The sequence below is a fragment of the Nocardia sp. CA-145437 genome, from assembly GCF_050956485.1.
In the GTDB taxonomy this organism is placed as follows: domain Bacteria; phylum Actinomycetota; class Actinomycetes; order Mycobacteriales; family Mycobacteriaceae; genus Nocardia.
Window position 1 is genome coordinate 496021 of sequence record NZ_CP191204.1, and the last position, 25449, is coordinate 521469.

Genomic DNA, 25449 nt, shown 5'->3' on the forward strand with positions numbered 1-25449 from the left:
ACGATTGCCATTTGAATGTAGCGCACGTCCCGGGCGAGTCCCTAGCCCCGATTCGCGGATGTGGTCCGCGACACGAAAGGCCCGGAGAGCAACCTGCTCTCCGGGCCTTTCAGAACTATCGAATGCTCAGGTCAGCGGCTGGTGAAGGCCGCGACCGGCTGGCTCAGCAACTGCGCGCAGCGCAGCAGGCCGAGGTGGCTGTAGGCCTGCGGGTGGTTGCCGAGCGAGCGTTCGGCGACCGGGTCGTACTCCTCGGAGAGCAGACCGGTCGGTCCCGCCACATCCACCAGTTGCGCGAACAACGCCTCCGCGTCCTCCCGCTTGCCGATCAGCAGGTACGCCTCGACCAGCCACGCGGCGCACAGGTGGAACCCGCCCTCGCCGCCGGGCAGCCCGTCGTCGTGGTGGTACCGGTACACGGTCGACCCGCTGCGCAGTTCCGCCTCGGTGGCCACCACGGTCGCCGCGAAGCGCGGGTCGGAGGGCTCGATCAACCCGCTCAACCCGATGTGCAGGGTGGCGGCGTCCAAGTCGGTGCCGTCGTAAGCCGCTGTGTAGGACTGGACTTCGTCGTTCCAGCCCTCGGCCTTGACCTCGTCGGCGATGTTGTCGCGCAGCGGCGCCCACTCCGGGTCGGCCGGGCGGCCGAACTGCTTGGCCAGGGTGAGCGCCCGGTCCACCGTCAGCCAGCCCATCACCTTCGAGTACACGTGGTGGCGCGGATTGCCGCGGATCTCCCAGATGCCGTGGTCGGCTTCGCGCCAGCGCCGCTGCACCGCGGACACCATGGCGTGCACCAGTTCCCAGTCCGCGTCCGGCAGCGCCTTGGCGGGATCGTTGATGCCCTGGCGTTCCCGGGTGTGCGCGAGCTGCGAGATGAGGTCCACGATGGGCCCGAACACGTCCAGCTGGACCTGCATGTTCGCCGCGTTGCCGACGCGCACCGGCCGTGAGCCGGCGTAGCCGGGCAGCTGGTCGATGACGGCCTCGGGCGGCAGGGTCTCGCCGTAGAGGGTGTACAGCGGGTGCAGCCGCTCGGGTCCGGGCAGCGTCTCGAGCACCCGGTGCACCCAGGCCAGCAGGTCCTCGGCCTCGCCGGTGGAGCCGAGCGAGACCAGCGCGGACGCGGTCAGCGAGGCGTCGCGCAGCCAGCAGTAGCGGTAGTCCCAGTTGCGCACGCCGCCAATGTCCTCGGGCAGCGAGGTGGTGGCCGCGGCCAGGATGGAGCCGGACGGCGCGTGCACCAGTCCGCGCAGGGTGAGCGCGGAGCGCTTCATCAGGTCGGGCTTGAGCGGCGGCAGTTCCAGGGTGCCGACCCATTCCGCCCAATGGCGTTCGGCCTCGCGGCGGCGGTCCGCCTCGGGCCGCATGGCGGGCGCGAGATCGGAGGTGCCGCAGCGCAGTTCGAGCACGACCGGACCCTGAGACGGGTCCACGACGGCGCGGGCGGTGTGGTGGTTGCCGTCGTCGATGACCTCCCATTCGACGCCCGGGGAGCGCAGCACCATCGGATCGTTGGTGCCCTCGATCTTGAGCCCGCCGGTGGCGTGCATCAGCCGCACCGGCACCTGCCCGAATTCGGGCCGGGGCGCGAAGGTGATGACCGCCTTGGCGTCACCGGTGATGACCCGGGTGAGGTCGGTGCGCTCGGGGACCACGTCGTGCGGCAGGTAGTCCACGACCTGCAAACTGGACCAACGGGTTTCGACGGTCATGGTGCCGTCGACGTAGCGCTGCGACAGGGGCAGCCCCGCGCGTTCGGGCTGAATGGTGAAGTGCCCCGCGCCCGGTCCGCCCAGCAGATGGGCGAAGACGGCGGCGGAGTCGGGTTCGGGATGGCACAGCCAGGTGATGGTGCCGTCCGGTGTGACAAGGGCTTTGGAGCGAGGGCTGGCCAGCATGGTCAGCCGCTCGATTCGAGGGGCCGAGGCACCTGCCAGCCATGTGCGGCGCTCCTCGAGTAGGAACGCCAGCGCCTTCGACACCTCCTCGGTGCTGGCCACATGGTATTTCGCGAGGGATTCACCGTCGCCGACCTTGATGCCGACGTCGGGTCCGGAGAGGCGCTTGAACGCCTTCTCGTCGGTCACGTCGTCGCCGATGAACAGCGCCGCGGAAGCGCCCTGCTGATGCCGGACGATGTCGAGGGCCGCGCCCTTGTCGGTCTCGACGACCGCGAGCTCGATGACTTCCTTGCCCTCGGTGGTCTGCACGCCGACCCAGCTGGCCGGACCCTGACGCACCTGAACCAGTGCGCGACGGCCGATTTCGGGGCTGGCATTGCGGACGTGGAGGGCCACGCTGGCGGGTTTGATCTCGACCGAGGCGCCCGGGTTGTCCTGAGCGATCTGCGTCAGGGTCGTAGTGACCTCTTGCAGTAGCTGTTTCGCGTCGTTGTCGATGGCGTGCACGAAGCCGACATCGAATTCCGAACCGTGACTACCGATCAGCTGAACCTCGACCGGAAGTCGCGACAGCGCCGCGAGATCTCGCAGGGCGCGGCCCGAGATGACGGCAGCCGTGGTGCCGCTGAGGCCGGCGAGAGCGCGTAAGGCGTTCACCGACTCTCGATGGGGATAGGCCTTGGCCGGGTCGGAGACGATGGGCGCGATGGTCCCGTCGTAGTCCGAAGCGACCAGCAGCCGTGGCACGCGGGCGATAGCCGACAGGGCACGGCGCAGTTCGAGTGACAAATCCTGTGCGCTCACGCATCCAACCTAGTGATCGGAGGAGATTTTTCAGGGCGCGAGTGATGCTACTGGGTCTTGATTGCCCGCTCGTGTGTGCGGTGATACATAGCGTTTACAAGACACTTTCGCGTCCTTCGCACCTTGTGTGAGACACACCCGGGTTGCTCGCTGTTCACCCTGGCTGACCAGCGCTGTTCCAGCAAACTCGGGCCCCGGGAATGCCAACGGGCTGCCCGGCTCTCCGGACCGGGCAGCCCGTCTCGCTTCGCGAACGCAGTAGTGCGTTCGCTACTCCTTGTCGCCGCCGATGAGCAGATCGACGGTCAGCTCCAGGCGCTCGGTGACGTCCGTGGCGGACGCGCGACGGGTCAGCCAGGCGACCAGATTCGACAGCCACACATCGGAGATGACGCGGGCGATGGCGAGCTGGCGGTCGCTGGGGATCTCGTCGGACAGGGCGCGGGCGAAGAACCGGTCCATCACCTTGCCGACCCGATCGACCTCGGCGGCCGCGGACGCGTCGGCGAACATGAAGGCGCGGGTCATGGCCTCGGTGAGCAGCGGGTCGCGCTGCATGGCCCGGGTGACCTGGGTGAGCAGCAGGTGCATGCGCTCCTGCGGGGTGGCCCCGGCCAGCGGCTTGCGGCGGCCCTCGAAGGACTCGAACTCCCGGGCCAGGGCGGACACCAGCAGGTGCACCTTGGACGGGAAGTACCGGTAGAGCGTGCCGACGGCGACGTCCGCGCGTTCGGCGACGGCCCGCATCTGGACCGCGTCGTAGCCGCCCTTGGAGGCGAGTGCGAGGGTCGCGTCGAGGATGCGTTTACGCCGGTCGCGCTGGGCCGCCGAGCTCAGATCCTCCTCGCTGAGGGTGGTGACGGGCGCGGTGCGTCCACCGGGCGCCCCGTCGGCGGCCTGCGATCGGGAGGGACTGGCCATCGGTTGAAAGTCCTTTCGCACGAATCGTTCGGTTCATCTCACCCGGCAGACACGCGCCGGGCACGAGTTCGTACCGCGTCGTCGGGACGGCGCTTGACTTCCGCCCGGCTCGAACATTAGAACATGTTCTAGGAGTGGAAGTCACGCCGGGAAGAAGGTAGGGGTTGTGACCATAGCCACCACTGACGAGCATAAAGCCGTCCAGGAGTCGATGCGCGGATGGGCGTCGGCGGTGCAGCCAATTGCAACAATGCGCTCCGGCGCACCAGATTTCTGGCGCGAATACTGGTCGCGCCTGGCCGATCTCGGGGTTTTCCGGGTCGCGGTTCCGGAAGAGGCCGGGGGCGCGGGCGGCACCGTCGGGGACCTGGCCGTCCTGGTCGAACAGGCGGCGCATGACCTCGTCGGCGGACCGGTTCTCGCGACGGCGCTGGCAGGTCTCGTCGTCGGCGAGGCGCTCGACGAGACTACGCCATGCGGCGTCGCGCTCGAGGGCGAAATCGCGATCTCGGCGAGCGCTTCGGGCGCCGTGGTCTCCGGTGCGTGGGACTCGGTTCCGGGCGCCGCGCCGGGAACCGCCGTGCTGGTTCCGGTGCGTGACGGCGACCGCCACCTGTGGGCGCTGATCGACGCCGACGCCGCCGGACTGACCGTCGAGCCGCTGGACGCGATCGACCAGAGCGTGCCGCTGTCCCGCGTGGTCGTCACCGATGTCACCGTGGCCGCGGACCGGCTGTTCGAGCCCGGCTTCTCGGTGCTGGACCTGGCCGCCACCCTGGTCGCCGCCGAGCTGGCGGGCATCGCGGGCTGGGCTTTGGAGACCGCCACCGAATACGCGAAGGTGCGTGAGCAGTTCGGCCGCCGGATCGGCGAGTTCCAGGCCGTCAAGCACATCTGCGCCTGGATGCTGTGCCGGGTCGAGCAGATTCGCGCGGTGGCCGCCGATGCCGCCACCGCCGCGGACGCCGGGAGCGCCGAGCTCCCGCTGGCCGCCGCGGTCGCGCTGTCGATGTCCCTTGACGCCGCGGTCGAGAACGCCAAGGACTGCATCCAGGTCCTGGGTGGCATCGGCTTCACCTGGGAGCACGACGCCCACCTGTACCTGCGCCGCGCCACCGCGCTGCGGCAGCTGCTGGGCGGCACCGCGCGCTGGCGGGCCCGGGTCACCGAGCTCACCCTGGCGGGCGTGCGCCGCACCGTCGGCATCGACCTGGGCGGCGAGGCCGAATCGGAGTGGGAGACGGGCGGTTTGGACACCGCCGAGGCGGCCGTGCTGGAGGCCGACCTGGCCAAGATCGCGGCCCTGCCCGAGGCCGAACAGCGGCCGGCGCTGGCCGAGGCCGGACTGATCGCCGCGCACTGGCCCGCGCCCTACGGTCGCGGCGCCGGCCCGCTGCTGCGCACCCGCCTCGACGATCAGGTCCGCAAGGCCGGGATCACGCTGCCGGACATCGCGATCGCCAACTGGGCGATCCCGACCCTGCTGCAGTGGGGCACTCCCGAGCAGATCGAGCGCTACGCCCTGCCCACGCTGACCGGCGAGGTCATCTGGTGCCAGCTCTTCTCCGAGCCGGGCGCCGGTTCGGACCTGGCGGCGCTGCGCACGGTGGCCGAGCGGGTCGAGGGCGGCTGGAAGCTGCGCGGTCAGAAGGTGTGGACCTCGCTGGCCGATCGCGCCACCTGGGGTATCTGCCTGGCCCGCACCGATGCGTCCGCGCCGAAGCACAAGGGCATCAGCTACTTCCTGGTCGACATGAAGAGCGCCGGGCTGGACATCCGGCCGCTGGTGGAGATCACCGGCGAGGCGCGCTTCAACGAGGTGTTCCTCGACGACGTCTTCGTGCCGGACGACTGCCTGGTCGGCGAGCTCGGCAATGGCTGGAAGATCGCGCGCTCGACGCTGTCGGCGGAGCGGGTGGCCATGGGCGGCAAGGGAATCGGCGACGAGCTGGAGGCGTTGATCGCCGCCGCGCCGGTCTCGGGCCCGGGCGCCGAACTGGTCGCGGATCGGCTCGGCGGACTCGTCGCGGAGTCGGTTGCGGGAACATTGTTGGAGGCCCGTGCGGCCCGGAAGCTGCTGACCGGCGGGGACCCCGCCGCGGAGAGCAGTGTGCGCAAACTGGTCGGTGTCAGGCACCGGCAGGCGGTGGCCGAGTTCGCCGTCGAATTGTCCGGTGTCGCGGGCGCTCTGGAAACCCCTGTGGTGAAGGAATTCCTGCTCACACGCTGTTTGTCGATTGCTGGCGGTACCGAACAGATTCTGTTGACCGTCGCCGGTGAACGGATTCTCGGGCTGCCTCGCGAGTCGAGCAGCTAGCCCACACTCAACCGGGAGCTTTGAATTGGACTTCACCAGGGACGAGAGCCAGGACGCTGTCGCCGAGGTTGTCGTAAGTTTGCTGGAGCGTGAAAGCGCACGCGATGCCGCGCTCTGGCCCATCATCGCGGAGAGCGGTCTGCTGGCCGTGCCGCTGCCCGAGCGCTTCGGCGGCGACGATATGGGTCTGCTCGAGGTCTCGGCCATGCTCACCGAGCTGGCCACCGACGCCGCGCAGGTGCCCGCCCTGGCCACCCTCGCGTTCGGGGTGCTGCCGCTGAAGGCGATCGGCCTGCCGGATGCCTTGGCGGAGAAGGTGTTCCCGGCCGTGGCCGAGGGTGCGGTGCTGACCGCGGCCCTGCACGAGACCGGCGCGCCGTTCACGGTGAAGCCCGAGACCACCGCGGTGAGCGACGGCGCGACCGTGCGCGTCACCGGCGCCAAGGTGGCGGTGCCCTACGCGGACACCGCGCGCTGGATCCTGGTGCCCACCGACAACGGCCTGGCCGTGGTCGACGGTGACGCCGCCGGCATCACCCGCACCGCGAGCCCGACGTCCGATGGCGTGCCGGAGTTCTCGGTCCGCTTCGACGGCGTCGCGATTCCGGCCGAGCAGCTGCTGCCGGGCGGCCTGACCGAGCTGCACCGCTACGCGCTGGCGGGCCTGGGCTCGGTGGCCGACGGCCTGCTCGGGGGCGTTGTCCGGCTGACCGCCGAGCACGTGCGCACTCGTCAGCAGTTCGGCCGCGCGCTGGCCGAATTCCAGGCGGTCGCGCAGCAGATCGCCGATGTGTACGTGGTCTCGCGGACCCTGCACGCGGTCGCGCTGTCGGCGGCCTGGGCGCTCGCCCAGGAAGACCCCAGCACGGAGCACCTGGAGCGGATCGACGACGATCTCGACGTGCTGGCGTACACGGTGGCCTCGGAACTGCCCGCGGCCATGCAGCAGTGTCACCACCTGCACGGCGGCCTGGGCGTCGACATCACCCACCCGCTGCACCGCTACTACTCACAGGCCAAGGACATCGCCCGCTGGCTCGGCGGCGAATCGTTCCGGCTGGACCGTTTGGGAGCCAGATGTTCATCGAACTGACCGCGGAACAGCGGCAACTGCGCGACGAATTGCGCTCGTACTTCACCGGTCTCGTGACTCCCGAAGAGGAGGCCGAGATGCTGGTGAACCGGCACGGCGACGCCTACCGCGCGGTGGTCAAGCGCATGGGCCGCGACGGCAAGCTCGGCGTCGGCTGGCCCAAGGAGTACGGCGGCCAGGGCTTCGGTCCGCTGGAACAGCAGATCTTCTACAACGAGGCGGTCCGGGCCGATGTGCCCGTGCCCCTGGTGACCCTGCTGACCGTGGGCCCGGCGCTGCAGTCGTTCGGCACCGAGGAGCAGAAGCAGAAGTTCCTGCCCGGAATCCTCACCGGTGACGTGCATTTCGCCATCGGCTACTCCGAGCCGGACGCCGGCACCGACCTGGCGGCCTTGCGCACCTCCGCGGTGCGTGACGCCAACGGCGACTGGATCGTCAACGGCCAGAAGATCTTCACTACCGGCGCGCACGAGGCCGACTACGTCTGGCTGGCCGTCCGCACCGGCACCGTGGAGTCCCGGCACAAGGGCATCACGATCCTGATCGTGGACACCAAGGACCCGGGCTACTCCTGGACGCCGATCATCACCGCCGACGGCGCGCACCACACCAACGCCACCTACTTCGACAATGTCCGCGTCCCCGCGAACATGATCGTCGGCGAGGTCGACGGCGGCTGGAAGCTGATCACCACCCAGCTCAACCACGAGCGGGTCAGTCTGGGCCCGTCCGGCAAGATCGAGCAGCTCTACGAGCGGGTGCGCGAGTGGGCGCAGAAGCAGGGCGTGCTCGGTCAGGCCGAGGTGCGCCGCTCGCTGGGCCGCCTGCACGCCATGACCCGGCTCAACGAACTGCTGAACTGGCAGGTGGCGTCCAATATGGAACGCCCCGACGCCGATCCGCGCGACGTGATCGCCGACGCCTCGGCGACCAAGGTGTTCTCCACCGAGGCGCTGCAGGAAGCCGGCCGCCTGGCCGAGGAGATCGTGGGCCGCTTCGGTGATCCCGCCGACCCGGCCACCGCGGAACTGCTGGTCTGGCTGGACCGCCGCACCAAGCAGAACCTGGTGGTGACCTTCGGTGGCGGTGTCAACGAGGTCATGCGCGAGCTGATCGCTCAGATGGGCCTGCGGCTGCCGCGGGTGCCGCGCTAGATCGCAGAGGAGCAGAGCGTGACGAAGAGTTTCACGGCCGACGAGATCCGCGACGGCCTGGAGAAGATCAAGGCCGACGGCGAGTCCGCGCCCCGCGCGGGCCGCGACCCGATCAACCAGCCGATGATCAACAACTGGGTCGAGGCCCTCGGCGACGCCAACCCGATCTACGTGGACGAGGCCGCCGCGCGGGCGGCCGGGCACCCCGGCATCGTGGCCCCGCCGGCCATGGCGCAGGTGTGGACCATGCTGGGCCTGGGCGGCGTCCGCGCCGACGACGACCCGATGACCCGCACCAACGAGCTGTTCGACGCGGCCGGTTTCACCTCGGTGGTCGCCACCAACTGCGAGCAGGTCTACCACCGCTACCTGCAGCTCGGCGAGCAGGTGACGGTGCGGTCCAGCATCGGTGACATCGTGGGCCCCAAGAAGACCGGGCTCGGCGACGGCTGGTTCACCACCTACCTCACCAACTGGTACGTGGGCGACGAACTGGTCACCGAGATGAAGTTCCGGATGCTGAAGTTCGCGCCCGGGACCGGAAAGACCGAGGCCCCCAAGGAGTCCGAAGGCGTCTCGGCCGAGGATCTCGCCAAGCGCGTGCGGCCGACCGTCTCCAAGGACACCGAGTTCTATTGGGAGGGCGTCAAAGCCGGGGAGCTGCGCATCCAGCAGCGGCCCGACGGCTCGCTGCAGCATCCGCCGGTTCCGGCGCTGTGGAAGCACCACTCCGAGCAGACCGACTACGTGGTGGCCTCGGGTCGCGGCACCGTCTTCAGCTTCGTGGTGCACCACGCCCCGCGCGTGCCGGGACGGCAGCTGCCGTACGTGATCGCCCTGGTCGAGCTGGAAGAGGGCGTGCGCATGCTCGGCGAGCTGACCGGGGTCGACCCGGCCGACGTCGCGGTCGGCATGCCGGTCGAGGCCGCGTTCCTGAAGCTCGACGACGACAACACCGTGCCCTACTGGAAGGCCGTCAAATGACAACCGTCGAACTGTCGGCCGTTCAGGTCGGAACCACGTTGCCGGAGTTGGTGATCCACGCCGACACCACGTTCATCGTGTCGACGGCGCTGGCCACCCGCGACTTCCAGGACGTGCACCACGACCGCGACAAGGCGCTGGCGCGCGGCTCCAAGGACATCTTCGTCAATATCCTCACCGACACCGGTCTGGTGCAGCGGTTCGTGACCGACTGGGCGGGGCCCACGGCCATCGTCAAGTCGCTGTCGCTGCGCCTGGGCGTGCCGCTGTACGCGGGTGACACCCTCACCCTGTCCGGCACCGTCTCGGCCGTCGAGGGCTCGACCGTCACCATCGACGTGGTCGGCAAGGATTCGCTCGGCGACCACATCACGGCGAAAGCCGTTATCTCCCTGCAGGAGGCACAGTGACCGGGCTGAGCCGCGAAGCCGCGATCGTCGGCATCGGCGCGACCGACTTCTCCAAGGACTCCGGCCGCAGTGAACTGCGTCTGGCCGCCGAGGCGGTCACCGCCGCCCTCGCCGACGCGGGCCTGACCCCCGCCGACGTGGACGGCCTGACGACCTTCACCATGGACACCAATACCCAGGCCGCCGTCGCGCGCGCCACCGGTATCCCGTCCCTGAAGTTCTTCTCCAACATCCCGTTCGGCGGTGGCGCGGCCGCCGCGACCGTGCAGCACGCCGCCATGGCGGTGGCGACCGGGATCGCGGATGTCGTCGTGGCCTACCGCGCGTTCAACGAGCGCTCCGGAAACCGCTTCGGCCAGTTCGCCACTCACCTGGCGACCGGCAACCCGAGCTCCTCGGGCGTCGACAACGGCTTTTCCTACACCCACGGCCTGGGCACCCCGGCCGCGCAGGTGGCCATGGTGGCCCGCCGCTACATGCACGTGTACGGCGCGCGCAGTGAGGATTTCGGCCGCATCGCGGTGGCCGACCGCAAGCACGCGGCGGTGAACCCGGCGGCCCACTTCTACGGCAAGCCGATCACCCTCGAGGAGCACCAGGCCTCGCGCTACATCGCGGAGCCGCTGCACCTGCTGGACTGCTGCCAGGAGACCGACGGCGGCGTGGCCATCGTCATCACCTCCGCGGAGCGGGCCAAGGATCTGCCCAACAAGCCCGCGCTGATCGCGGGCGCCGCCCAGGGCTCGGGTGCGGACCAGTACGTCATGACCAGCTACTACCGCGACGGTATGACGGGTCTGCCGGAGATGGGCCTGGTCGGCGACCAGCTGTGGGCGCAGAGCGGTCTGCGTCCGGAGGACATGCAGGCGGGCATCCTGTACGACCACTTCACCCCCTTCGTGCTGATGCAGCTTGAGGAGCTGGGCTTCTGCGGTCGCGGTGAGGCCAAGGACTTCATCGCCGACGGCGCCATCGAGATCGGCGGCCGGTTGCCGCTGAACACCCACGGCGGCCAGCTCGGTGAGGCGTACATCCACGGCATGAACGGCATCGCCGAGGGCGTCCGCCAGATCCGCGGCACCTCGGTCAACCAGGTCCCGGGCCTGGAGAACATCGTGGTGACCGCCGGCACCGGCGTCCCGACCTCGGGCCTGGTGCTCACCGCCAACTGACCTCGATCGAACCCGACCTCGATTCGAGGGGTGACCTCGCGAAGAGGGGACCGGAAGTCCACCGGCGCTGACGCGCCGGTGGACTTCCGCATTTCCGTGGGCGGCGTACATTGGGACGGGATTCGCCTGTGGGGAAGGGTTTGTCATGACCTTGCGAGACCGTCTGAACGAGCTGTCGCCGCTGGGTGGCGCGCCGGTATTCGGGGAGCCGCACGAGACGCCGGACGGGACCACGGTCATCACCGTGACCGAGCCCGGGCTTTTCGGGCCGCGGGCGCGCGGCGTGTTCGTGGTCAGCGGCGGGAACGTCGAGTGGGTGTGCACCGCCAACGGTGAGAGGGTCGCGCTGCTCGGCGTGCTCACCGGGCTGATCGCGGCGGCGTTCGCGACCGCGGCCGTGATCAAGCGGCCGCCGTGGCCCGACACCCGGATCACGATTACGAAGAACCTCTGAGCTGAACGGCGAGTACGCCTTTCAGTTGCGCGACGCTCGCCGCGGTGCCCGGTGTGATCTCGGTGCGGGCGCCGGCGAAGCGGTCGAAGACCAGGCCCTCGATGACCGCGATGAAATCGGCTGCGGCGGTGGCGGGTTCGGCCGCGCCCAAGGTTTCGAACAGGCCGGTGGCGTGCTGGTGGGAGAAGAGGCTGCGCACCAGTCGTGGCCGCAGTTCGGTGTCGCCGAGCAGTTCGAGAATGAGCGCCTGCCGCGCGATCAGATGGTTGCGGCGATGTGCCAGTAGGTGGTCCAGCCAGCCCGCGATGCCGGTCGCGAGCGTGTCCAGGTCGATGTCCTCGCGGGTGCCCGGCAGTGCCGCGGGGGTGATCAGACCGCCTTGTCCGGCCGTGAAATCGGTGCGGGAGCGAGTGGTGATGCGGTCCACGACAGCCTCGATGAGCGCGCGTTTGGTGCGGAAGTAATACGACGTCGAGCCCGCGGGCAGTTCCAGCGCGGTGTCCAGGGCTCGGTGGGTCAGAGCCCGGAGTCCTTGGGCGGCAATGAGATCTATGGCGCTGTCCACGATGAGACTGCGCCGATCGGTTGTGGGAGTGGTCACTTTCGCTCCTCTGCGGCTTCGCGATCCTCTACAACTATAGAGGACGCTCTACAGCAGTAGAGGATGCAGGGAGGTCGTAATGGAAACCCCGGAGATCGTGCTCGATGCCGACCAGCGGCAGGCCGCCGAACGGCTGGACGCCATCGCCGCCCGGGTGGGCAAGCGGTGGCGGTTCCCTGTCGGGCAGCACGGGCCGCGCGGCCTCTACCTGTACGGCGGGCCGGGCCGCGGCAAGACCATGCTGATGAACCGCTTCTTCGAGTCCGTGCGAACGACGCGCAAGCGGCGCTACCACTTCCACGCTTTCTTCGCGCGGCTGAACGCGGGCATCCACGAATACGGCAGTATCGACGCCTCGGCCGCCGCGCTGCTGGGCGACGCCGAGCTGATCTGCTTCGACGAATTCCACGTCCACGACTCGGGCGACGCCCGCCTGGTGGCCCGGCTGCTGGACACCCTGTTCGCCCGGCACATCACGCTGGTGGTGACCTCGAACTACCCGCCGCACGACCTGCTGCCCAATCCCTACCTGCACCCCCTGTTCGCGCCGACCATCGACCGCATCCTCGAGCACCTCGACGTGGTGTCGGTGAACGGGCCGACCGACTACCGCACGCTCGGCGGGCGGCACACCGGATTCGCGGCCGGGCACTACGTGGTCGGCGCCTGTCCCGAGACCGGGGCCGTGGACCTTCCGGTCGCCCACCGGCAGCTGCACGCCCGCACGATCGAAAACGGCGTGATCACCGTCGATTTCGCGGAACTGTGCGGCATCCCGGTGTCGGCCGCCGATTTCCTCGAACTCACCGCCGACCTCCACACCTGGGTGGTGTGCGACGTCCCGCCGCTGGGCACGGTCCCGCCGGACTGGGTGATGCGCTTCGTGAACCTGGTCGACGTGCTCTACGACGCCGACCTCGAACTGTCGGTGTTCGCGGAGGTCCCGCTGGCCGAACTCGGCGGTGAGGTGCGGCGGGTTCCCGATCTCTACCGCACCCTCAGCCGCCTCGGCGAGCTGCGGGAACCGGCCAATCTCGAGGCTCGATAGCCGTTCGGCGAAGCCCCGGTGAACTGGCCGGGGAGATCGACGCGCACGGTTCACGTCCCGGCCATGCGGAGGGGGGCTCGGGTTTCGGGCCGCTTCCTACCGTGGCGTCAGGAGCTGCACCGAACCGGAGGGGACCGATGCGAATCCGCGAGCAGGCAAGGGATTCCGCGCCGCGGAACCCGAGCAGACCGAGTAGCCCCCATATCCGGAACAGCGCCCGCTTGCGGGTGTTGGTTGTCGCCGAGTCCTTTCTTCCCCAGGTCAACGGCGTGACCAACTCCGTGCGGCGGGTGCTGGATCATCTGGCCGCCAAGGGTCACGAAGCCACACTGGTGGCCCCGACCGGACCGGCGAAATACGCCGGGTTCCGCGTGCACGTGGTGCGCGGAGCCCGGCTGCCGTTCTATCGGGACTTCCGGATCGGGCTCGAGACCCGCCGGCGGCTGCGCAAGATCATGCGCGAATTCCGGCCCGACGTCGTGCACATCGCCTCCCCGGCCACACTGGGCTATCAGGCGGCCAAGGTCGCGGGCGAACTCGGGATTCCGACGGTCGCCATCTATCAGACCGATCTGGTGGGTTTCGCGCTGCGCTACGACCTGCCCGGCGGCGTGCGCGCGATGACCGCGCTGACCCGCCGCATCCACCTGCGGGTGGACCGCACCCTCGCGCCCTCCACCGCCAGCCTGCGCCAGCTGGAGCTGATGGGCATCCCGGGCCTGGGTCGCTGGCCGCGCGGCGTGGACCTGCAGCAGTTCGGGCCCTTCCGTCGCTCGGAGGAGCTGCGAAAGCGCCTGGCCCCCAACGGTGAGGCGCTGATCGGCTACATCGGACGGCTCGCGCCGGAGAAGGAGCTCGAGCTGCTCGCCGCGCTGCGCCCGCTGGCCGGCGTGCGGCTGGTCGTCGTGGGCGGCGGCCCGGAGGAGAAGCGGCTGCGCAAGCTGCTGCCGGACGCGGAATTCCTCGGCGTCCTGCACGGTGAGGAGCTCGCCGCCGCGTACGCCTCGCTGGACGTCTTCGTGCACACCGGCCGCCACGAAACCTATTGCCAGGCAGCGCAGGAGGCGCTGGCCTCCGGGGTGCCGGTGGTCGCGCCCAAGTCCGGCGGCCCGATCGACGTGATCACGCCCGGCGCCGGATTCCTCTACCCGCCCGGCGACGCCGATGCCATGACCGCCCTGGTGCGCCGCCTGGTCGAGGACGACCGGCTGCGCGAGCAGACCGCGGCCACCGCGGTGCGCAGCGTGCGCGACCGCTCCTGGGCCGCGGTCAACGACCTGCTCATCCGCCACTACCGCGAGGTGATCGCGGAACGCGCGCAGCCCGATTCGGCGCTGCGGTCCGACCCGGTGCCGGGCGAGGTCCCGGCTGCCAAGGAGGCATCCTGATGCTGCGCATCTCCGTCATCGGCACCGGCTACCTGGGCGCCACCCACGCCGCGGGTATGGCCGAACTCGGATTCGACGTGCTCGGGGTGGACAACGACCCGGCCAAGGCCGCGGCGCTGTCGGCCGGGCGGGTGCCCTTCCACGAACCCGGCCTGCCGGACCTGCTGGCCGGGCACGTGGCCAACGGCCGCCTGCGCTTCGGCACCTCGCTGGTCGCGGCCGCCGAGTTCGCCGACGTCCACTTCCTCTGTGTGGGAACGCCGCCCGGCGTGAACGGGGCCGCGGACCTGTCGCAGCTCTACAGCGCGCTGGACGGCTTGGTGCCGCACCTGACCCGCAACTGCCTGATCGTCGGCAAGTCCACGGTGCCGGTGGGCACCGCCGAGGCGCTCACCGCGCGCATCGCCGAGCTGGCCCCCGAGGGCATCTCGGTGGATCTGGCCTGGAACCCGGAGTTCCTGCGCGAGGGGCACGCCGTCCACGACACCCTGCACCCGAACCGGCTGGTGTTCGGCGTGACCACCCCGGACGCCGAATGGGCGCTGCGGCAGGTCTACGCCACCCCCATCGCCGGGGGATCGCCGGTGGTGATCACCAACCTGCCGACCGCGGAACTGATCAAGGTGTCCGCGAACGCCTTTCTGGCGACGAAGATCTCGTTCATCAACGCCATGGCCGAGCTGTGCGATCTGACCGGCGCGGACGTGACGCTGCTGGCCGACGCGCTGGGCCACGACGACCGGATCGGCCGCAAGTTCCTGGGCGCCGGTCTCGGCTACGGCGGCGGCTGCCTGCCGAAGGACGTGCGCGCCCTGATCGCCCGCGCCACCGAGCTCGGCGCCGGGGAGTCGGTGGCGTTCCTGCGCGACGTCGACGCGGTGAACCTGCGTCGCCGCGAGCGTGTGGTGCGCGAGACCCTCGAACTGCTGGGCGGCGAGCACCGGCCGACCGGCCGGGTGGGCATCCTGGGCGCGGCCTTCAAGCCGCTCTCCGACGACGTGCGCGACTCCCCGGCCCTGGACGTGGCGCGGCGGCTGCACGCGGCGGGCGTCGAGGTGACCGTCTTCGACCCGGCCGCGACGGCTCCGGCGCGCGCGGTGGCGCCGCAGCTGGTGTTCGCGGCCACCCCGGCCGCCGCCCTGCACGAGGCGGACGTGGTGCTGCACCTGACCGAGTGGCGGGAATTCCGGGAGCTGGACCCCGGTTTCCTGCGCGCGGTCGCGCGCGGGCGCGTGATCATCGACGCCCGCAACACCCTGGACCCCGAGCCGTGGCTGGCCGCGGGCTGGGACTTCCGCGCCCTGGGCCGCCTGGTGGAGCCGCGGACGGCCGCCGGCGCGGTCGGCGCTGCGGCCGGGAGCTCCTACCCGGGTCCGACGGCGGTGCGGGACGTGGCCGAACCGGCCCGCGCCCTGCCGCAGCCGTCGCCGCTGACGCGCCTGCGCGCCCGGGTGCGCCGCACGGCCTGACCGCTGTCGATTCCGGCCCTCCCGGTCCCGCTCCGGTACCGCCCGTTCGATCTCGCGGGCGGGCCGCGCTGCCCGCGATCCACCACCGATGGTGATAAGTGGGGTTGCGTGTCGGCTGCCCGGCGCGCCCGGGATGACCTGGGTTTTCGGGGCTGGTGATGTTCGCCGCGCAGGTGGGGGATTTATGCGCGGCGGGTATGTGATTCCAGCTTCCCGATTTTGGTCCTGACGAACCGCTTGGCATGTAACTATGTGCCTGTTTCTGCTGGACTCTGGTTAGGAGTGGTCGTGACTGGGGTGGGGACGGTGGCAACGCGGACGATCGCACTGATCGGTCTCGTCGTGCTGGCTGTCGTCGCACTGCGCGGGTACCTTCCGGGAACCGGAGGACCCGCGGCGCCGCATCCGTCGTCGGCGGTGTCGCTGGCATTGATGCCGGTGCTGCTGCTGGTCTCGATGGTGATCCTGGTGGCGGGTGTGATCAACAGCCGGCACCGGCTGCCGCTCGCCATGCCCGAACCCGATCGCGAGAACCTGGTGCGCGTCCCGGGACTGCGGCGGCTCGGGCTGCTGGTGGTGGTCGGCGTCGCGGCGCTGGCGCTGATCGTGACCGCGGTGCTGTCGATCTACCTGGTGACCCCCGGACGGCACGACGAGAGCGGAACCCAGCCCACCGCGACGCCCGGCACCACGGAACCGCTGGAAACCACCGCGCCCTCGGCGGACTCGGTGCCGGAGCCGTCGCTGAGCGGCACCGCGCTGCTGCTGGTCGGCATCACCGCCACCGTGCTGGTGCTGATCGCCATGACCGGCCTGGTCGTGGTGGCGGTCAACTCGAACCGCCGGCCCGCCCTGACCCGCACCCCGCTGCCGCAGCCCAGCCCCACCGAGGCGGTCTCACTGGCCAAGGTGGCCGAGATGGGCCTGGCCGCCATGATCGCGCCCGGACAGGATCCGCGCACGGCCATCATCGCCTGTTACGTGGCCATGGAAGGCGGTCTGGCGCAGGCGCGGGAGGTCGCGCCGCTGGCCTCCGACACCCCCTCCGAGGTGCTGGCGCGAGCCTTCGACCGCGGCTTCCTGCACGACGCCTCGGCGCGGGAACTGGTGTCGCTGTTCGAGGAGGCGCGGTTCAGTCCGCACTCCATGCTGGAGTGGCAGCGGATGCGGGCCGAGCAGCTGCTGCGTATCGTATTGGCAGATCTCCAGGGGCTGGCCGCATGAAAGCTGTTGTGGCGGGGGAGATCTGGTGGGACCGAACGGGGGATCGGCCATGAATCGGGGCGCGATCGTGACCGGCGCGGTGGTGCTGGTGGTGGTGTTCGAATTCGTCGCGCTCGGCAATCAGCGCGACCTGCTGCCGTTGCTCACCGGCATTCCGGTGGCGGGCGCACTCGGACTGCTGGTGTGGACGCTGGTCGAGCGGTCGCGGCGGCTCGCACCCGTCGAGGAGGACAACGACATCGACAACGGCCCCGTCGAGATGCTGCGCCGCTGGCAGGCGCGCGCCACGATGCTGGCCGACCGGTCCGACGGCACCCGCGCCGACTGGGACCGGCACCTGCGGCCGTTGCTGGCCAAGGAATTCGAGCTGACCAGCGGGCATCGGATGAACAAGAACCGCCGGGCCCTCGAGGTGGCGGGACAGCTGCAGTTCGGCCCCGAACTGTGGCGGTGGGTGGACCCGGCCAACTCGGCGCTGCGCGACGAGGTCAATCGCGCACCCGGCCGTGAAGCCCTCGACGAGATCCTGCGTCGGCTACAAGACATGTGAGATGAGATGCGAGAGTTGCCATGACATCACCGATGGACGTGACCATCAAGCGCACCGACGCCGTACTGCGCGAAGTATCCCGGGTCGTGGTCGGCAAGCGGGACGAGCTGCAGCTGATCATGATCGCGGTGCTGTCCGGCGGCCACATCCTGATCGAGGATCTGCCCGGCCTGGGCAAGACCCTGATCGCGCGCTCCTTCGCGACCGCGCTCGGGCTGAACTTCACCCGCGTGCAGTTCACCCCGGACCTGCTGCCCGCCGACCTGATCGGCTCCACCATCTACGACATGCATTCGGGCCGTTTCAGTTTCCGGCGCGGCCCGGTGTTCACCAATATGCTGCTGGCCGACGAGGTCAACCGCACCCCGCCCAAGACCCAGGCCGCGCTGCTGGAGGCCATGGCCGAGGGCCAGGTCTCGATCGACGGTGAGACCTTCCCGCTGCCGAACCCCTTCATCGTCTTCGCCACCGACAACCCGATCGAGTACGAGGGCACCTACCCGCTGCCCGAGGCCCAGCTCGACCGTTTCGCCATGCAGCTACGGCTCGGGTACCTGTCGGAGAACGACGAGATGAACATGATCCGCCGCCGCCTCGAACGCGGCACGCAACCCGCCCAGATCGGGCAGGTGGTGGACGCCGAGGGCCTGCTGGAGATGCGGCAGTCCGTCGAATTCGTGACCGTGCACCCCGATGTGGTCGGCTACGTGGTCTCGCTCGCCTCCGCCACCCGCGGCCACCCGCAGGTGGAGGTCGGCGCCAGCCCGCGCGCCGAACTCGACCTGGTGCAGATGGCCCGCGCCCGCGCCCTGCTGCAAGGCCGCGACTACGTGGTCCCCGAGGACGTGAAGGCGCTGGCCATTCCCGCCATGGCGCACCGCATCACGCTGCGCCCCGAGATGTGGGTGCGTCGCATCCGCGGCGAGGACGTCATCTCCGAACTGCTGCGCCGCCTGCCCGTCCCGCGCGCCACCACCGCTTGAGGCACGCATGAAGCATCGCGACACCACCGCCTCCGTCGAGGCCGAACTGCGCTGGCGGCCCGCGCCGTTGGTGTTCATGCTCGCCGCGGTGTCGGCGCTCGCCCTGGTGCTGGCGGTGACCCTGGGCAAATGGCAGCTGGTGGTGTTCGCCGCGCCCATGCTCGGAGTACTGGCCTCCGCGCCCTTGCAGCAGTCGCGCACCCGGATCCAGATCGACGGGTCCGGGGTGTTGCGCTGCTTCGAGACCGAGGAGGTGGTGCTGACCGCCGCCGCCTTCGTGGAGAGTGGTCACGCGCTGCTGCGGCTGCACCCGGAACCCCTGCCGGACATGGAGATCCACGTCGAGGAGACGGTCGACTCCGGCGTCTCCCCGGCCGGGCTGCGGCTGGCGCTGTCGGCGGCGCGCTGGGGCCGGTACCCGGTGCCGATGCGGATCACCGCGCTCAGCCCCGCCGGACTGGCGGTGGCCTCGGTGCGGCTGCCCGCGGGGGAGCTGTACATCTACCCGATCACCGACCCGCAGCGGATGCGGTTGCCGCGCACCGAACTTCCCGAACGCATGGGTTCGCACCTGACCCGGCGGCACGGGCCCGGCGTGGAGTACGCCGATATCCGGGCCTACACCCCGGGCGACCAGCTGCGCACCGTCAACTGGCCGGTGAGCGCGCGGCGCGGGCAGCTGTTCGTGACCGAACGCTTCACCAACCGGGCCGCGGACGTGGTGGTGCTGGTGGACACCTCGATGCAGGCCCCCGGCCCGGCCTCGGAGTCGCTGGAGTTGTCGGTGCGCGGCGCCGCCCAGGTGGCGCAGTCCGCGCTGCAGGCCGGTGACCGTACCGCGGTGGTGTGCCTGGGCCGCAACCCGCGCTGGCTGCGACCCGATATCGGCCGCCGCCAGTTCTATCGCATCGTGGACGCGGTCCTCGACGTCGGCGACGAGCACCTCGGCATGCAGGGCTCGCTGGCCCCGCACTCGGCGGTCCCGATCGGCGCGGTCATCGTCGCCTTCTCGACGCTGCTCGACACCCAATTCGCCCTGGCCCTCATCGATCTGCGCAAACGCGGCCACGTCGTGGTGGTGATCGACGTGCTGCGCGGGCCGCCGTTCGGCGAGGGCCTGGACAATACGCTCGCCCGCATGTGGCAGCTGGAACGCACCTCCATGTACCGCGACATGGGCACCGTCGGCGTCGACATCGTGCCCTGGCCCGAGGACACCCGGCTCGACCAGGTGATGCGGCTGCTGCCCGAACACCGCCGCACCGTGAGGGTCCGCCGATGACGAAGTTCCTGGCCGTACTGTCCGGCGTCCTGCTCGCGGGCGCGGTGGCCGTCGTCCTGCCCTGGGCCGCACTGCCGGTGGCGGTGCTGGCCGCGGCGGGCTGGCGCTGGCGGGTCTGCGCGGTGCTGGCCGTGCTGGCCGCCATGGCGGCGCTGACCTGGGTCGGCACCGGGGCGCTGGTCGCCGGCGGCATCGGGCTGGTCGCCACCACCTACCTGCTGAACATCGCCACCGTGTCGGCCCCGGCGGGCGTGGTGCCCACCACGATTCCGTCGGTCGCGGGCGCGCTCCTGTTCACCGTGGCGGCCGGGGCGGCGACCGTGCTGCCCGCCGGACTGACCTGGGTGCCGATCCTCGCGCCGTTCGCCGTGATCGCGTTGTACGCCATGCTGGTGCGCGGGCTGTCGAGCGACCCGGCCGCCTAGCGTCCCGGCGAAAATCGCTTCGAATTCGCGTGCGGGACTGCTTCACTCGCGACCATGAACGACTATCGCATGAACGAGCAACAACTCGTCCGGACCTCCAAGCGGCTGTCCCGGCATCTGCGGCACGCACCCGAGGCGATCGGGCTCACCCTGGACTCGGCCGGCTGGGTGGACGTCACCGCGCTGCTGGCGGGACTGGCCCGGCAGGGCCGCACCGTCACGCGGCCCGAACTGGACGAGGTGGTGGCACGGAACAACAAGCGCCGCTTCGAATTCGACGCGACGGGGACCCGGATCCGCGCGAGTCAGGGGCACAGTGTCGACGTTGACCTGGAGTACCGGGCGACCACGCCGCCCGCACTGCTCTACCACGGCACCGTTGCCGCGGCCCTGCCCGGAATTCGCGCCGAGGGCCTTCGACCCATGCGCCGCCACGACGTCCATCTGTCGGCGGATACCGAGACCGCCGTCAAGGTCGGTTCACGTCGAGGCCGACCCCTCGTGCTGACCGTGGACGCCGCCGCGATGCACCGCGACGGACACGAGTTCCGGGTCAGCGCCAATGGGGTCTGGCTGGTGGCCGCCGTCCCGCCCGGTTACCTCACCGGTCTCTGAGCTCCTGGCAGGGACTCGAGCAGGACGGAATCCACTGTGGGCGAGAACTATTGGAGCGCGGGCGGCATCCGGGTCGGCTTGATCCGGCCGGCGTCGATGAGCGCCCGGAATGCCGCGGCTTTGCGCTGACATTCGGCGACCGGGCAGCGGCGGTGCTGCTGCATGGTGCGGTGGGCTTCCTGGACGCCCAGGGGGTGATCGGGGGCGAGGTGCGACCAGGAGGATGGTGCGGTGGTAGCCAACGCCAAAGCGTTGTGCTCCTTGGTGATTCGATCGCGGATCCGATCCACTGAGAGCCGATCCGGATCCTCGTGGGGGTGGTGCAAGCTCATGATGGCGATTGCCGTGACCACGAGCGTTGCGAGGGTGGCCGTGAACACTTGCCAGGCGGCCATTCGTTCACCTTCTCCATGTCTATCGGATGTAGTCAGTGAGATATTCAGTTGGTTAGCTAGATATTCACCGTATGCCCTGAAACGTTACGCCTCCAGCGTGTCCTGGGTCAGGAACAATCGAATTTCGGCCGCTTTCAGCAACTTCCCCGGTCGTTCCGCCGCGCGGCACGCTGAATGTTTGCGACTATTTCGAGGTGGCGGACGGTCATGCCCAATCGCGCTCCATCACCAGCGCGGCGCTCCTTGTCGAATTCGCGGTCGGTCGGGGCCTGGCCGCCGCTGATCTGCTGCGCCACACCGGAATTCGCGAGCGTGATCTGATCGATGCGGCCGCCGAGATCAGCCTCGCTCAGGAGCTGGCCCTGATGCGCAATGTTGTGGCCGGTGTCGGGGATGAGCCCGGTATGGGGCTTATGGCCGGATTGCTCTGTCATCCACCGAGTCTCGGCGTCCTCGGTTTCGCCCTGATGAGCTGCCCGACCGTGCGCGAGGCCGTGGATCTGGCCCTGCGCTACGCGGACCTGTCGTTCACCGTGGCGCGGCACCACCTGGTCGTCACCGGCGACGACGTCTCGATCATCCGCGACGACAGCGGCGTGCCCGCCGACCTGCGGCGTTTCGCGGTGGAGCGGGATGTGGCCGCCATCTGGACGATTCAGCGGGACGTGATGCCGCTGCGCCCGCCCATCACCCGGGTGGCGGTGGCCTTCCCGCCGCATCCGGTCTACGAGATGTTCGGGGCCGTGCTCGGCGTCGAGGAAGTGGTCTTCGACGCGCAGCGTTCAGTGCTCACCGGACCGTCCAGTATTCAGAAACTCCCACTGCCGCAGGCGAATGTCGCGACCGCCCGCTTCTATGAACGCCAGTGCGCAGAACTCCTGCAACGCCGAAAACACCGCCAGGGCGTCAGTGTTCGCGTCCGGCACCTGCTCATCGCATGCGGAGGAATAGCCGACCAATCGCACATAGCCGCCGAATTGGACATCAGCGTCCGAACATTGCGCCGCCGTCTCGCCGATGAGGGCACCACCTTCCGGGAACTTTCAACCGAAACGGTCGGTTTGCTGGCCGAGGAATTCCTCGTCACCGGCATGACCGTCGAACAGGCCGCACAGCGCCTCGGCTACGCCAGCGTCTCCGCCTTCACCTCCGCCTTCCGCGCCTGGAAAGGCCAGCCCCCCGGACAATTCGCCCGCGAGAACCGCGGCCGCATCGCCGCCCGCTCCGCCACGCGCCCTTGAAACGACCGACCTTGAAACGACACTGGGCCGCAACCGAGTTCGGTTGCGGCCCAGGGGAGAGCGTAGGTCAGGCGTTGGCGGCCGACTTCTCCTTTTCGCGCTGGAGCTCCAGGGCGATATCGATGAGCTGGTCTTCCTGGCCGCCCACCAGCTTGCGCTGGCCGGCGCGGACGAGCATCTCGGCCGCGGAGACGCCGTACCGCTCGGCCTGACGCTCGGCGTGGCGGAGGAAGGAGGAGTAGACGCCCGCGTAGCCCATCATGAGGGCCTGGCGGTCGAGGAGGCACTCGCTCGGCATGGCCGGGCGGACGACGTCCTCGGCGGCGTCGGTGATGGCGAAGAAGTCGACGCCGGTCTTGATGCCGAGCTTGTCGCAGACGCCGATGAAGGCCTCGACGGGCAGGTTGCCCGCGCCCGCGCCGAAACGACGCGCGCTGCCGTCGATCTGGGTGGCGCCCGCGCGCACGGCGTACACCGAGTTCGCGACCGCGAGGCCCAGGTTCTCGTGGCCGTGGAAGCCGACCTGCGCGTCATTGCCGAGCTCGGCGACCAGGGCGGAGACACGGTCGGAGACCTGCTCCAGCACCAGCGCGCCGGCGGAGTCGACGACGTAGATGCACTGGCAGCCGGCGTCGGCCATGATGCGGGCCTGCTTGGCGAGGTTCTCCGGGGTGGTGGAGTGCGCCATCATCAGGAAGCCGACGGTCTCGAGGCCGAGGTCGCGCGCCATGTTGAAGTGCTGGATCGAGACGTCGGCCTCGGTGCAGTGGGTGGCGATGCGGCAGATGCTCGCGCCATTGTCCTGCGAGATCTTGATGTCTTCCTTGACGCCGACGCCCGGCAGCATGAGGAAGGCGATCTTGGCCTGCTTGGCGGTCTCGGCCGCGACCTTGATCAGTTCCTGCTCGGGGGTTTTCGAGAAACCGTAGTTGAACGAGGAACCGCCGAGGCCGTCACCGTGGGTGACCTCGATGACCGGCACGCCGGAGTTGTCGAGGGCGGCGACGATGTCACGGACCTCTTCCACCACGAACTGGTGGCGCTTGTGGTGCGAGCCGTCGCGCAGCGACGTGTCGGTCACCCGGACGTCGAGGTCCGCGGAGAACGGCTTGAGAATGTTCGAATTGCTCACTGTCGGTACTCCTTACACCCGAGCCGAGATGATCTGGTCGGCCAGCACATTGCCCACCTGGGTGGCGGCCGCGGTCATGATGTCGAGGTTGCCCGAGTACGGCGGCAGGAAGTCGCCCGCGCCCTCGACCTCGACGAAGATCGACACCTTCGCCATGCCACCGGAAACCAGCGACGGCTCGTCGAACTGAGGCTCGTTGAGCAGGCGGTAGCCGGGCACGTACTCCTGGATGGCCTTCTCCATGCGGTGCACCGACTCGGTGATCGCGTCGCGGTCGGCGTCCTCGGGGATCGAGCAGAAGATGGTGTCGCGCATGATCATCGGCGGCTCGGCCGGGTTCAGGATGATGATGGCCTTGCCGCGCTTGGCGCCACCGATGTTCATGACACCCGCGGAGGTGGTCTTGGTGAACTCGTCGATATTGGCGCGGGTACCGGGGCCGGCGGACACCGAGGACACCGACGCCACGATCTCGGCGTAGTCGACCGGCACGACGCGGGACACCGCGTGCACCATCGGAATCGTGGCCTGGCCACCGCAGGTGATCATGTTGACGTTCATCTCGTCACGCAGGGTGTCGAGGTTGACCGGCGGGATCACGGCGGGGCCGACGGCGGCCGGGGTGAGGTCGATGGCGCGGATGCCGGCCTCGGCGTACTTCGGCGCGTAGGCGCGGTGCACGTACGCGGAGGTCGCCTCGAACAGCAGGTCCGGCTTCTCCGGCAGCGCCAGCAGCCAGTCCGCGCCCTCGGCGGAGGTCTCCAGGCCCAGGCCGCGGGCGCGCTTGAGGCCCTCGGAATCGGGGTCGATGCCGATCATCCAGCGCGGCTCGATCTTGTCCGAACGCAGCAGCTTGTACAGCAGGTCGGTGCTGATGTTGCCGGACCCGACGATCGCGGCGGTGACTTTGCTTGCAGTCACGGCTTTCTCCTACTCGGTGAGGTCTGTGTCAGTCGGGGCGGCGCTTACGCGAAACCCAGGTGGACGGAACCGAGTCCGGCGAACTCGGCGATGAACTCGTCGCCCGGGCGGGCGTCGATGGCACGGGTGCAGGAGCCGGGCAGCACGATGTCGCCCGCCTTCAACCGCACGCCGAACGAGGCGACCTTGCGGGCCAGCCACGCCACGGCGATGGTGGGGTCGCCGAGCACGGCGTCCGAGCGACCCTCGGCGATGACCTCGCCATTGCGGGTCAGCACGGCGTCGATGGCCTTGATGTCCAGCAGTTCCGGCGCGACGCGGGCCTGGCCGAGCACGTAGCCGGCCGAGGAGGCATTGTCGGCGATGGTGTCGCAGAGGCCGATCTTCCACTCCTTGATGCGGGTGTCGATCAGCTCGATGGAGGGCGCGTAGGCGACGGTGGCCTTGCGGACGTCCTCCTCGGTGCAGTCCTCGCCGGGCAGGTCGGCGCCCAGGATGAACCCGACCTCGACCTCCACGCGGGGGTACAGGTACTTGGAGGTGTCGACCGGAACGTCTTCGTAGACTTCCATTTCCGCGAGCAGGTGCCCGTAGTCGGGCTCGTCGACGCCCATCATCTGCTGCATGGCCAGCGAGGACAGGCCGACCTTGTGGCCCACCACCTTCGCGCCACCGGCGAACCGCTGCCGCATGTTGATCAGCTGGATCTCGTACGCGTCGACCACGTCGATCTCGGGGTGCCGCGCGACCAGCGGGTCGATCGGGGTGCGATCCCGTTCGGCCGCCGCGAGCTCGTCAGCCAGTTCCTTGCGAAGCGCGTCGGTCAGCACGCTGTGTTCCTTCCATCGGGGGTACCGGCCGGTGGCCCTACGGTAACGAGACTAGAAATTGAAACGAGTTTTTGTGAAGAACATCGCTTCAGCAGTCCCATCTGCCAGACCAACATAGACCAAACCAGGATT

The 25449-nt window shown here is 69.5% G+C and carries 24 protein-coding genes; 17 read left to right on the forward strand and 7 right to left on the reverse strand.

Annotated elements, in window-relative coordinates; translation table 11 throughout:
• Positions 1-131: 131 nt before the first annotated feature.
• Both otsB and kstR read right to left on the reverse strand, forming a co-directional pair.
• Positions 132-2708 carry a trehalose-phosphatase gene (otsB, locus tag ACQPYY_RS02310; protein WP_379106095.1) on the reverse strand — a complete coding sequence of 859 codons (2577 nt, stop codon included), beginning with the start codon at positions 2706-2708 and terminating at the stop codon, positions 132-134.
• A gap of 270 nt (positions 2709-2978) precedes the next feature.
• Positions 2979-3629: a cholesterol catabolism transcriptional regulator KstR gene (gene kstR / locus ACQPYY_RS02315; RefSeq protein ID WP_357087396.1), complete on the reverse strand. Its 651-nt coding sequence runs from the start codon at positions 3627-3629 to the stop codon at positions 2979-2981.
• A 166-nt stretch (positions 3630-3795) separates the two neighbouring features.
• Between kstR and ACQPYY_RS02320 the strand changes: the two genes are divergently transcribed.
• The 7 genes from ACQPYY_RS02320 to ACQPYY_RS02350 all read left to right on the forward strand — a co-directional run bounded on the left by ACQPYY_RS02320 (position 3796) and on the right by ACQPYY_RS02350 (position 11213).
• Positions 3796-5946 (forward strand): acyl-CoA dehydrogenase, encoded by a 2151-nt coding sequence (locus ACQPYY_RS02320; protein WP_433592613.1) that lies wholly within the window; start codon positions 3796-3798, stop codon positions 5944-5946.
• A gap of 25 nt (positions 5947-5971) precedes the next feature.
• Positions 5972-7039, forward strand: a complete 1068-nt coding sequence (locus ACQPYY_RS02325) for an acyl-CoA dehydrogenase family protein (protein WP_433592614.1) — start codon at positions 5972-5974, stop codon at positions 7037-7039.
• Positions 7024-8193, forward strand: coding sequence for an acyl-CoA dehydrogenase family protein (locus tag ACQPYY_RS02330; RefSeq protein WP_379106088.1), 1170 nt, complete (start codon positions 7024-7026; stop codon positions 8191-8193). Before ACQPYY_RS02325 ends, ACQPYY_RS02330 begins: the two co-directional genes overlap by 16 nt.
• 18 nt (positions 8194-8211) lie before the next feature.
• A complete protein-coding gene (locus tag ACQPYY_RS02335) occupies positions 8212-9177 on the forward strand; it encodes a bifunctional MaoC family dehydratase N-terminal/OB-fold nucleic acid binding domain-containing protein (RefSeq protein WP_379106085.1) in 966 nt (321 codons plus the stop codon).
• Complete coding sequence (locus ACQPYY_RS02340) at positions 9174-9587, forward strand: MaoC family dehydratase (RefSeq protein WP_357275795.1); 414 nt, start codon at positions 9174-9176, stop codon at positions 9585-9587. Before ACQPYY_RS02335 ends, ACQPYY_RS02340 begins: the two co-directional genes overlap by 4 nt.
• A complete protein-coding gene (locus tag ACQPYY_RS02345; protein ID WP_433592615.1) occupies positions 9584-10759 on the forward strand; it encodes a lipid-transfer protein in 1176 nt (391 codons plus the stop codon). The genes ACQPYY_RS02340 and ACQPYY_RS02345 overlap by 4 nt, the downstream gene beginning before the upstream one ends.
• A 145-nt stretch (positions 10760-10904) precedes the next feature.
• On the forward strand, positions 10905-11213 hold the full coding sequence (locus ACQPYY_RS02350) for a hypothetical protein (RefSeq protein WP_433592616.1): 309 nt from the start codon (positions 10905-10907) through the stop codon (positions 11211-11213).
• On the opposite strand, the gene ACQPYY_RS02355 is transcribed toward ACQPYY_RS02350, so the two are convergent.
• A complete protein-coding gene (locus ACQPYY_RS02355; protein WP_433592617.1) occupies positions 11197-11814 on the reverse strand; it encodes a TetR/AcrR family transcriptional regulator in 618 nt (205 codons plus the stop codon). The two genes, ACQPYY_RS02350 and ACQPYY_RS02355, sit on opposite strands and share 17 nt — an antisense overlap.
• A gap of 79 nt (positions 11815-11893) precedes the next feature.
• Here ACQPYY_RS02355 and zapE point away from each other — a divergent pair, with 79 nt between their 5' ends.
• The 9 genes from zapE (at position 11894) to ACQPYY_RS02400 (ending at position 20798) form a co-directional block, all read left to right on the forward strand.
• On the forward strand, positions 11894-12862 hold the full coding sequence (gene zapE, locus ACQPYY_RS02360; RefSeq protein WP_433592618.1) for a cell division protein ZapE: 969 nt from the start codon (positions 11894-11896) through the stop codon (positions 12860-12862).
• 269 nt (positions 12863-13131) lie between these two features.
• Positions 13132-14250, forward strand: coding sequence for a glycosyltransferase family 4 protein (locus ACQPYY_RS02365; protein ID WP_433592619.1), 1119 nt, complete (start codon positions 13132-13134; stop codon positions 14248-14250).
• Between the two features lie 2 nt (positions 14251-14252).
• Positions 14253-15719, forward strand: coding sequence for a UDP-glucose dehydrogenase family protein (locus tag ACQPYY_RS02370; protein WP_433594550.1), 1467 nt, complete (start codon positions 14253-14255; stop codon positions 15717-15719).
• A gap of 306 nt (positions 15720-16025) precedes the next feature.
• Positions 16026-16943 (forward strand): DUF4129 domain-containing protein, encoded by a 918-nt coding sequence (locus tag ACQPYY_RS02375; RefSeq protein WP_433592620.1) that lies wholly within the window; start codon positions 16026-16028, stop codon positions 16941-16943.
• Positions 16944-16992: 49 nt separating this feature from the next.
• On the forward strand, positions 16993-17493 hold the full coding sequence (locus ACQPYY_RS02380) for a hypothetical protein (protein WP_379106072.1): 501 nt from the start codon (positions 16993-16995) through the stop codon (positions 17491-17493).
• Positions 17494-17513: 20 nt separating this feature from the next.
• Complete coding sequence (locus ACQPYY_RS02385; protein ID WP_379106070.1) at positions 17514-18476, forward strand: AAA family ATPase; 963 nt, start codon at positions 17514-17516, stop codon at positions 18474-18476.
• 7 nt (positions 18477-18483) lie between these two features.
• Positions 18484-19758, forward strand: coding sequence for a DUF58 domain-containing protein (locus ACQPYY_RS02390; protein ID WP_379106068.1), 1275 nt, complete (start codon positions 18484-18486; stop codon positions 19756-19758).
• Positions 19755-20183 (forward strand): hypothetical protein, encoded by a 429-nt coding sequence (locus ACQPYY_RS02395; RefSeq protein WP_433592621.1) that lies wholly within the window; start codon positions 19755-19757, stop codon positions 20181-20183. Before ACQPYY_RS02390 ends, ACQPYY_RS02395 begins: the two co-directional genes overlap by 4 nt.
• Positions 20184-20237: 54 nt before the next feature.
• Positions 20238-20798, forward strand: coding sequence for an RNA 2'-phosphotransferase (locus tag ACQPYY_RS02400; protein ID WP_433592622.1), 561 nt, complete (start codon positions 20238-20240; stop codon positions 20796-20798).
• Positions 20799-20845: 47 nt separating this feature from the next.
• Here the strand turns inward: ACQPYY_RS02400 and ACQPYY_RS02405 are convergent, their stop codons facing one another.
• Complete coding sequence (locus tag ACQPYY_RS02405) at positions 20846-21193, reverse strand: hypothetical protein (RefSeq protein WP_433592623.1); 348 nt, start codon at positions 21191-21193, stop codon at positions 20846-20848.
• A gap of 194 nt (positions 21194-21387) precedes the next feature.
• Between ACQPYY_RS02405 and ACQPYY_RS02410 the strand changes: the two genes are divergently transcribed.
• On the forward strand, positions 21388-22434 hold the full coding sequence (locus ACQPYY_RS02410; RefSeq protein WP_433592624.1) for an AraC family transcriptional regulator: 1047 nt from the start codon (positions 21388-21390) through the stop codon (positions 22432-22434).
• A 67-nt stretch (positions 22435-22501) separates the two neighbouring features.
• Here the strand turns inward: ACQPYY_RS02410 and dmpG are convergent, their stop codons facing one another.
• Genes dmpG through ACQPYY_RS02425 form a run of 3 tightly spaced genes read right to left on the reverse strand, consistent with a single transcriptional unit; the run spans position 22502 to position 25317 of the window.
• The gene (gene dmpG / locus ACQPYY_RS02415; protein ID WP_246598189.1) at positions 22502-23566 is read right to left on the reverse strand and encodes a 4-hydroxy-2-oxovalerate aldolase; all 1065 of its coding nucleotides are present in this window, start codon (positions 23564-23566) and stop codon (positions 22502-22504) included.
• A 12-nt stretch (positions 23567-23578) separates the two neighbouring features.
• Complete coding sequence (locus ACQPYY_RS02420; protein WP_213558314.1) at positions 23579-24487, reverse strand: acetaldehyde dehydrogenase (acetylating); 909 nt, start codon at positions 24485-24487, stop codon at positions 23579-23581.
• A gap of 44 nt (positions 24488-24531) precedes the next feature.
• The gene (locus ACQPYY_RS02425) at positions 24532-25317 is read right to left on the reverse strand and encodes a 2-keto-4-pentenoate hydratase (RefSeq protein ID WP_379106057.1); all 786 of its coding nucleotides are present in this window, start codon (positions 25315-25317) and stop codon (positions 24532-24534) included.
• Between the last annotated feature and the right edge of the window lie 132 nt (positions 25318-25449).